The following is a 9,545-nucleotide window of genomic DNA, read 5'->3' on the forward strand; positions in this document are numbered from 1 at the left end:
CCCTGCGGGGTCTCAACTTTCCCGCTATTCCCGTCGGAGTCGAGCTCCTTCCACTCCAATCAACTTCCTGAGCATGCATTACTAAAACTATTTTAGAAACCTGCACGTTTTTTTACAGCAGCCACTTTTAGCATTTAAAGCTGAGGAGGCTTGGCCGAACGTCCACGGAAAGCGAAGCAGTTCCCCTCACCATCCACCACGTACTAATTGACAGAGCATTTGAAGATCCAGTTATTAAAGTCAGGCTGCGAAAAGAGCTTTGCTTTTTAAAAAAGGACCGACGTTTGCGGGAAACAAATGTCAGTCCGTTGGCTTGGATTATCGTTAATCTTTTTCTTCTAATTGGTACTGGTCCCAGGCCATGTCGAAGATGGACATGCTTTCAAGGTAGTGCCCATTCATTTCGAGATAGGAGCTGATTTCATGGTATTGCCCGGACTGTTTCGGAAAGCTGTGATCATCATAAGCTGAATTCGCAAATCGGGTTATATCATCCTTGGCAGTAGGTTGCCTGTATTTCATCAAATAATGATAAAAGGATTTTCTCATCTCTTCCACCTGCCCTCGTTCTTTCTTTTCTAAAAGGATAGCGGAAGATGATGAATTCGTAAAGTGTTTGCATCAAATGAGAGCATATTGGTGCCTCTACCTGCTAAAATCGAAAATAATTCTTCTTAAGTAAGCGGGGAAGAGCCATTAACTCTTTATAAGAAATCACTTTATCAATTACCTTCGTATCGATCAGCATCAGTTGGTCCTCTATTTCATTGATGATGGATTCCTCTTGATAGTCCATCCCGCAATGACTGCAACATAGGCTCGGGACATTCGCAATCTGAACCGCCCGTGAGCCATCGGGCAGCTCCCAATACACACTTGACTGATGAGCATGAGCCGTGTTCTCTTCACACCATTCGCACCGTTTCGCCGTATTTTCAACCATTGATGGTTTCTTCCTTATCATCATTTTTGTCCTGATTCATTTTTGAAAGCATCGCTTTATGCTTCTTTTCCTTCAGCTGATCCCTTTTTCCCCTGAAGTCCTTGAGAGAATTATGATCCGGGTTCTCCTGATATTCCTTGCGACGTTCCAAACGGTTGAGACCTGCAGGCGTAAGAGAGGAATGTGTTTGATTCATCAATCCCGCGATCCCTATGGTAGGTTCATTGATTTCTTCATCATGATAAACTTCTTTAAAGTATTCATCCGCCCTTCCTGCTACGTATTCCTCCGGTTCCGGATAGGTGGAAATGACGCCTTCGAAATTCCTTACGACCACTTTTGAAGCACTTTGGGATATCAGGTAATTCGGTTGAAGGGATATTTTCCCTCCGCCTCCTGGAGCATCCAACACGAAGGTCGGTACGGCGTAACCCGATGTGTGTCCCCTCAATCCTTCAATGATTTCAAGCCCTTTGCTGACAGGTGCCCTGAAATGACCGATCCCCTCCGATAGGTCACATTGATAAATATAATACGGACGTACGCGAATTTTAACCAGATCGTGCATAAGCTTCTTCATGATCGGGACGCTGTCATTGATGCCAGCCAGGATCACAGCTTGATTCCCTACAGGAACCCCTGCATTCACAAGCATCTCACATGCCTTTTTGGACTCTTCCGTGATTTCGATGGATGTATTGAAGTGAGTATTTAACCAAACCGGATGGTATTTCTTTAATATATTACACAGGTTTTCAGTGATCCGTTGTGGAAACACGACAGGAGCCCTCGTTCCGATTCGGATGATCTCGACATGGGGGATATCCCTCAGGTTCTTTAATATATACTCGAGTATTTGATCATTGATCAAGAGACCATCCCCGCCGGAAAGCAGGACGTCCCTTACGCTCGGCGTTTCCCTTATATATTCAATGGCCGCGTCAAGCTGCTTCTTCGGGACACCCATTCCGATCTGCCCGGAAAACCTCCTTCTCGTACAGTATCTGCAGTACATGGAACATTGATTGGTGACGAGGAATAACACCCTGTCCGGGTATCTGTGCGTTAACCCCGGTACCGGTGAATCCTCATCTTCATGCAAAGGATCTTCCAGGTCATACTTTGTTTTATGGATCTCCTGGCCTATCGGAACGGATTGCATCCGGATCGGGCAGCGGGGGTCATCCTCATTCATCAGCCATGCATAGTAAGGAGTGATATTCAACGGAATGGTCTTGGTTGAAATTTTGACCCCTTCTTCTTCCTCCGGCGTCAAGTTCACCACTTTCTTTAAGTCATCAAGGGTTCTGATTGTGTTTGTCAGCTGCCATAACCAGTTATTCCATTGTTCATCCGTGACATCTTTCCAAAGCTCAATATCCTTCCAATCCCTTTTTGGTTTATAGAGATTCATTTTCATCTATTCCACCAACTTTCCAGAAAGTTTCGTTCCACAAGACCAGGAGAATCCTTCTACCTTTCACTTAAATCCTTCTCCCAAATGTTCATATCTTCCATTTTGTCAAAAATGATGCAGTTATTCGCAAGTCTCCCACCATATCTGTACCCAAGCTGGTGGAATGCAGCATTCATCCCAAATGAAAGTGCCCTGGCAATCGTATACGCGCAAAAAATGTTCTGTTTCACTAATTCATCCTCAAGCTTCGTCAGCAGATGCTTCATATACCCGCCTTTACGATGAGAAGATCTCGTAGCACAATCCGTTAGTTCAGCATTCTTGTTGGTTGCAGATATTTCAGCAGATGCAGCGCTGATGATCCTTCCATCCTCCTCGATGTATACAAAGATTGTCCCATTTTTCATGGATTCTTTTATATAATCGGGATCTTGTAACGGTACAGGATATAGCGTGAACACTTCTTGATAGAGATCTGCTAATTTCTCTGCATGCCCCCCGGTGGCTACAGATATCAGTCCTGATCCTTCCATGGATTTTCTATCCAGCTGTTGAACCGCTTGAAGAATGTCATCCTCTTTTCTCCAAAAAGAACTATTCCTTCGATCATCCGTCAGAAATTTACTCATAAAGAAAGCACTGTCTCCCCTAAAGTAACCGTTTACTCCCCCCTCTACAATAAACCCCTTTTCTATCAGGTAGGCAACCTGATTTGACTTTGCCTTCACAATGAACTTTTCAAACCGATGGGTCTCAGCCATATTCACCATGTGCTCTAATAGCCTTCCTGCGTTCCCCCTGAATTCATCCACCCTGAGCCTGCGATTATAATCATCTTTATAAATGGTCGCTTCCACTTTTGGTTGTTGTATATATTCATATGCTTGCATTCTTTTAAGCCCCTTTTTAACAAACATATGAAGGCATAAGATAAGTTATGAAACAAACCACCATAAAAAGGGAACAACCTCATACTTGAATCAAGTGAGTTGTTCCTGTCTAAGGGTGAAGAAAGGGATGGGTGTTTGACTTCGTTCTTTTGTCCTGGTGTGTCCGGGTCATGACCAATCCTCTTCTCATCGAATGAGTATAACATCTTATTACCTTCTACCCCATTGGAATAGAAATCATGAGGATTTATTACACCAATCGATCATAAATCGAGAAAAAATTTCAGCCGATTGGTAAACCCTCTCTAATTCAATGTATTCATTTGCATCATGGGCCACTTGGGTTGTGCCCGGTCCAAAAATCACGACAGGCATATTGCCTCCTTGAGACAAAATCCCCCCATCCGTTCCCCAGGGCGAGGCTTCAATGATCGGCTCAGACGACATTACCTGTTTAGCATGCAGCGACAAGGTGTTAACTAATTCATGGTCACTTGGAAGGTTGCCCGGCTGCCAGCGCCCGCCAAACCATTCCACCTCGACAGGGTGTTCTTCAAACCAGGGATCGATTGATTTCAGCTTGGAAATTTCAGTTGTGAATTCCTGTTCGACTTCATGGAGTGTCTCCCAGGGTCCGACTCCTATCCTGCCTTCAATGATAGCCGCATCAGGAACGGATGATGGCCATTTCCCACTTTCTATTCTTCCGATATTAACCGGTAACGGGATAGGAATATTCCGATACAATGGATCATCCACCCTCTCATTACGTACATTCTCCAATTGCTGAAGAACTCCAATGACTTTATATGCTTTCTCTATTGCATTTACCCCTTCATACCTCGTTCCCCCATGTGCAGATTTGCCTTTTACCTTTAGGCGAAACCACATGGATCCTTGCTGTTTAGGGAAGATCTTCATATTGGTCGGCTCAGGAATGATGACAGCATCCGCCTTATAGCCTCTAATCAATGTGGCTAAGGTACCCGTTCCCCCACTTTCCTCTTCTATGACACTTTGAAAGATCACATCTCCCTTTAAAGGAATATTCAACTCTTGTATCACTTCGATGGCGAGTAGCAAAGCGACCGAACCGCCTTTCATATCCGTTGCTCCCCGCCCGTAAAGCTTCCCGTCCTTGATGAGTCCGCTATAGGGATCATGAATCCAATCTCTTCTATCCCCTTCCGGTACAACATCGATATGTCCATTTAAAAGAAGGCTCTTTCCGCCGCCTGTTCCTTTTAAAACCCCTACCACATTGGGATTACCTTTAAAATTAGTCCGGTCACATTTGTAAAATGGATGATGCTTGATATCCGTCTCTTTTATTTCCCAAATGTCCAGATCCAATCCGAGCTTTCTGCACTTCTCTATGATGATTGCCTGTGCCTTTGATTCGTTTCCCCTGACACTATCTTCCTGAACCAGTCTTTGCAGAAGCTTGATCGTCCTTTTCTTTTTTTCTTCTATTTTTTCTTTAATGAGGCGATGAGTATCCATTTGTATTCCTCCCCCTACCCTATAAACTTGATATCAGGGCTTAAGATGTAACTGGCTTCTGTCGTCTCCTCTATATCTTTCAATGTGTAAGGATTGAATATCTCACGCAGAATTAGATGATCATTTTCAAGTGAGAATACAGCACGATCAGTGATGATCATCGAAACACAGCGCCTGGCCGTTAATGGAAGGGAACATTCCCTTACGATCTTGCTGCCGCCATTTTTGTCTAAGTGGGTCATGAGTACAATGACTTTCTTTGCATTAGAGGCGAGTTCCGTTGCCCCTCCCATCCCCGGGACCTTCTTGCCCGGTATGATCCAATTGGCAAGATCACCCTTTTCACTGACCTGCAGGGAGCCAAGTATCGTCAGATCGATCTTGCCCCGGCGGATCATAGCGAAAGCGATGGAGCTGTCTGTATAACATCCCCCCTCCACCAACGAAACCGGGAACCCCCCGGCATTGCACAGATTTTCATCTTCATGGCCTTTCAAGGGTGCAGGACCGATGCCGATGATTCCATTTTCAGATTGAAATATGACCGGAAATCCTTGAGGAAGGTGATCTGGAACGAGGGAAGGTATCCCGATCCCGAGATTCACAATCATATTTTCTTTCACCTCAAGCGCTGCACGTTTTGCCATTTTTTCCTTCAATTCGTTTCCCAGGCCCATTTCCAATCGACTCCTTTAGACAACACGATATGATCCACAAACACTCCTGAAGTGACGATTTCCTCTGGATCCAGCTCTCCGTAAGCAACTACTTCCTCCGTCTCGACAATCGTCACATCCGAGGCCATGGCGATCAGGGGATTTGTATTCCTTGCGCTCTTATCATAGACAAGGTTCCCGAATGTATCGGCTTTCTTCGCATAGACAATCCCCACTTCAGCAACCAGTGCCGCCTCGAATACAAAACGATCACCCTCTACCTCAACGAATGTCTTCCCCTTATTCAAATAGGGGTCATCCACCCCGATGTCGCTTATGATCCCTTTTAGTCCCACTCCGCCTGCCCTGATTCTTTCAGCTAAGATACCTTGTGGGGAGAATTCAACTTCAAGCTTCCCTTCACTCATCAATCTTCCTGCAATCGGATTAGATCCTATGTGTGAAGCAATCACTTTCCTCACACGATTCTTAGCAACCAATTGACCGATGCCGATGTGAGGGAACCCTGTGTCGTTTCCGATGATGGTAAGATCCTTCACACCCCACTCCACAAGATGCTTTATCATGCCAGGAGGGGAACCAACCCCTCCAAACCCTCCAAACATCATCGTCATTTCATCATGAAAAAAGTGGCGGATTCCCTCATAGTCGCTCAACTTATTGTGATGTGCGGACATCTACTTCACCTTCCAATTATCTGCTGCCATTTGAAAAGTCCTTCTCAACCTTTTAACCATCTCCTCAAGCTCTCTTTTCGTACTGTTCAATGGAGGTGCCACCATGATGGCAGAGCCCTTCCTGCCATCAATTCCAGCTGAAGCAGGATATAACAATATCCCGTTATCCACTCCATTCTGAACGATGAAAGACGTAAATCCCGCACCCCGCTCATCAAATTCAATCCCCCACATGAGGCCCCGTCCCCTGATGTCCTGAATAAAGGAAAATTCTGTCCTGCATTTTTCCAGGAGATTTTTTAAATAGGTCCCTTTCTGATCGACACCTTCAATGATCTTTTCTGATTCGATCAGCTTAAGTACGGCCAATGCCGCAGTGGCAGACATGGGGTTCCCACTAAAGGTATGGCCGCTCATGATCACTTTACTTCCCTGTACGATCGGTTCCATGATCATTTCAGAAATGAGGGTGGCAGCAATCGGAGCATATCCGGCACTGAGGCCTTTACCGACAGCGACGATATCTGCCTTGACCCCCCATTGTTCCAGAGCTAAAAAGGTTCCCGTCCTCCCACATCCGGTCATGACTTCGTCGGAAATGAATAATATGTCATGGGCTTCACAGATTTCTTTAATCCGCTCATAATATCCCTTTGGAGGAGTGATGGCCCCCCCAGCTGCTCCGATGATCGGTTCTGCCATAAAAGCAGCTATGTTCTCAGCCCCTATCCTCGTAATCATGGTATCCAGTTGGGACGCACATGCCAAACCGCAAGAAGGGTAAGTCTTCCCAAATGGACAGTGTGCACAATAAGGGGGTTCGATGGTTGGCCAGTCCCCTAAAAACGAATCAAACCTTTCCCTTCTTGATGGATGTCCTGAAGCAGATAAGGCCCCAAAGGTGATGCCGTGATAACTGAGCCAACGTGATAATATCTTTCTCTTCAGGGGCTTACCTTTCTCCTGCCAATGTTGAATGGCGATCTTGATGGCTGTTTCCACTGCCTCTGATCCACTATTGACAAAGAAGGTCCAGGGATAACCAGTTTTATCATTCAAAAAGGAGGCTAACTCCTCTGCCGGCTGATTGCTGAACTGAGACCTGTACACAAAAGCCACTTTGTTTCCTTGATTCACGATTGATTGAAGGATTTCTTCCATACCATGTCCCAAATTTGCCGTCACCGCTCCAGAACAGGCATCTACGTATTCATGTCCATCGGTGTCATACAAGAAAACACCCTTTCCATAATCGATCGTTGGATATTGCTCCCCAATCAACGGTTTTATTAAATGCGAATGAGGCATTGTTCCCCCTCCTGAAAGAATCAGATTCGTACTCTCTTTCGATTCGCTCATCTGGATGCTCATAAAGATTTCCCATACCTTATTCATATGTGTGAAAAGCCGAATCTTTCATTTTTTATTTAAAAATCATCTTATCTTTGGATTTTCCCGGAAATCAGGCAATGATCGAAAGAGAGTTTCCTATTTTCTATGATTGAAATATACTAAAATTCTCAAAAATTCGACAAAATTTCTGCAAATTGACTAGATATATTAGGTCGATATGTATAAAATAATGGTAAGTTCATCCTTTGATGCTACTTTTTTCTTTATCTTCAGGAGGGGGAAACGGTGAAAAAAACGAGAGAAAAATGGCTGAAATCGCCAAAAAGAAAGAAAATGAAAAAGGAAAGACCAAAAAGAAGCTTTGGTATATTCTCATACTTTCGTACTATAAGAGGAAAAGTCGTCCTGTCATTCGGCCTTTTGACCATTGTCCTGTTGGTCCTCGCGTCTACTTCTTATATCAATATGATGAAGCTCCAGAAAGAAATCGACACGTTAATCACATATGATATGAAAGTCGATACCAACTTAAAGGATCTTTCAAAAGTATTAAACGATATCGAAATCGGGGAGCAAGGGTTCGTGATTACAGGTGCAACTGGTTTTCTTGCACCCTATCAAAATGGAAAAAAAGAAGTGGAAGGCCAAATCAAAGATTTAAATTCACTTTTGAAAGATGACCCGGAACAGCTTGAGAAGATGGGAAAAATCGAAGCACAGTACGGTTTCTGGATGCAATTTGTCGATCGGGTGATCGAGACCAGGAAAGATAAAGGCCTCGAAAAGGCTGCGAACCTTGTCGAAACTGGAGTAGGTAAAAAATATCTGGACGGGATCCGCTCATATGTAGATATGATCGTCGTCGACCAGCAAAAAGATCTGGATGCACGGATCGACTCCCTGACCCGCCAAGTTCAACTGTCGCAAGTCGTCACCATCGGCTTATCGGCATTCGCCGTTCTATTGGCCGTATTCTTTGGAATCATTTTATCTCATACGATTAAAACCAATACAAAGAAAATCAGTACATCCATTTTGGAGATTGCCAATGCAGGTGGAGACTTAACGAAACGGATCCATGTGAAATCAAAAGATGAGCTGGCTGACCTGGCGTCGGATACGAATCAGCTTATCGCAGGAATCGCATTGCTTGTAAAACAAGTTTCAGAGATGGCAGAAAACGTATCTGCAAGCAGCCAGGAGCTTCTCGCATCTGCAGAGGAAACATCGCGCACAATCACGTCCATTGCGGAAACATCGAGTGAAATTGCCGCTGGAAGCGACCAGACGACACATCGCATGTCCTCTTCATTAGAGAAGATGAACAGCTTGGAGGAAGCCGCCCGCTTCTTATTCAACCAGGCAGAACTTGTCAGACAAACCGCTCGTGACATGAGAGTCGTTGCTGAAAAAGGCGGAAAGACTGTCCACGCCTCTTCAACTAAAATGATGAGCATTGAAGAAACCATGTCCAATACGAGTGAAACAGTCGAAGCCCTGGGACAACGTTCAACACAGATCACCACTATTATCGGAACCATCACTGACATTGCCGAACAAACCAACCTTCTCGCTCTGAATGCTGCCATCGAAGCAGCAAGGGCAGGGGAACACGGCAGGGGATTTGCAGTTGTAGCAGATGAAGTCAGAAAGCTTGCTGAACAATCCCGCCAGGCTGCCAAGGGTGTAACGGAGATCGTCCACAGCATTCAGGAAGAAGTCAATATCATCATCAAGCAAAACTCCGACGGCGTGAAGGAAGTCATCGCAGGAGTAGAAATCACCAATGAGACCAACGCATCACTAGAAGATATACTGAGCCAAACGACGAAGACAACGGTAGTCGTGGATGAAATGGTCGACCATATTCAGGAAACACTGAATCTCAGTCAAGAGGTGGCCACTTCATTTGCCCATGTCAATGAAATTGCCGAATCTACCGCATCTAACACCGAAACCACTGCAGCTGCATCAGAGGAAGGATCCGCTGCCATGGAACAAGTCACGGCAAGTGCTTCTGAACTTTCACAGCAAGCTGAAAAACTGAAAGAGTTAATTTCCAGCTTCAAAATATAATCCAAAAGA

The 9,545-nt window shown here is 44.9% G+C and carries 9 protein-coding genes; 1 reads left to right on the plus strand and 8 read right to left on the minus strand.

Translation table 11 applies throughout. From position 1 onward, the window contains the following. Positions 1-324 precede the first annotated feature (324 nt). From BVI01S_RS21370 to BVI01S_RS21405, 8 genes are all read right to left on the minus strand, one after another. Positions 325-549, minus strand: a complete 225-nt coding sequence (locus BVI01S_RS21370) for a YozE family protein (RefSeq protein WP_034758618.1) — start codon at positions 547-549, stop codon at positions 325-327. Positions 550-652: 103 nt separating this feature from the next. Next, positions 653-943: a YokU family protein gene (locus tag BVI01S_RS21375; RefSeq protein WP_034758616.1), complete on the minus strand. Its 291-nt coding sequence runs from the start codon at positions 941-943 to the stop codon at positions 653-655. After that, positions 936-2,363 carry a lysine 2,3-aminomutase gene (gene kamA, locus BVI01S_RS21380; RefSeq protein WP_061811506.1) on the minus strand — a complete coding sequence of 476 codons (1,428 nt, stop codon included), beginning with the start codon at positions 2,361-2,363 and terminating at the stop codon, positions 936-938. Before kamA ends, BVI01S_RS21375 begins: the two co-directional genes overlap by 8 nt. 53 nt (positions 2,364-2,416) lie before the next feature. Then, positions 2,417-3,250 (minus strand): putative beta-lysine N-acetyltransferase, encoded by an 834-nt coding sequence (gene ablB / locus BVI01S_RS21385; RefSeq protein WP_034758612.1) that lies wholly within the window; start codon positions 3,248-3,250, stop codon positions 2,417-2,419. A gap of 237 nt (positions 3,251-3,487) precedes the next feature. Next, positions 3,488-4,753, minus strand: a complete 1,266-nt coding sequence (locus BVI01S_RS21390) for a peptidase (RefSeq protein WP_034758611.1) — start codon at positions 4,751-4,753, stop codon at positions 3,488-3,490. 14 nt (positions 4,754-4,767) lie between these two features. Beyond that, the gene (locus BVI01S_RS21395) at positions 4,768-5,430 is read right to left on the minus strand and encodes a 3-oxoacid CoA-transferase subunit B (RefSeq protein ID WP_061811507.1); all 663 of its coding nucleotides are present in this window, start codon (positions 5,428-5,430) and stop codon (positions 4,768-4,770) included. Then, complete coding sequence (locus BVI01S_RS21400) at positions 5,409-6,107, minus strand: 3-oxoacid CoA-transferase subunit A (protein ID WP_061811508.1); 699 nt, start codon at positions 6,105-6,107, stop codon at positions 5,409-5,411. The genes BVI01S_RS21395 and BVI01S_RS21400 overlap by 22 nt, the downstream gene beginning before the upstream one ends. After that, positions 6,108-7,415, minus strand: a complete 1,308-nt coding sequence (locus BVI01S_RS21405) for an aspartate aminotransferase family protein (protein ID WP_061811509.1) — start codon at positions 7,413-7,415, stop codon at positions 6,108-6,110. Between the two features lie 330 nt (positions 7,416-7,745). Between BVI01S_RS21405 and BVI01S_RS21410 the strand changes: the two genes are divergently transcribed. Beyond that, positions 7,746-9,536 carry a methyl-accepting chemotaxis protein gene (locus BVI01S_RS21410; RefSeq protein WP_244886971.1) on the plus strand — a complete coding sequence of 597 codons (1,791 nt, stop codon included), beginning with the start codon at positions 7,746-7,748 and terminating at the stop codon, positions 9,534-9,536. Positions 9,537-9,545: the final 9 nt, after the last annotated feature.

This window comes from Rossellomorea vietnamensis NBRC 101237 (assembly GCF_001591825.1).
Taxonomy (GTDB): domain Bacteria; phylum Bacillota; class Bacilli; order Bacillales; family Bacillaceae_B; genus Rossellomorea; species Rossellomorea vietnamensis.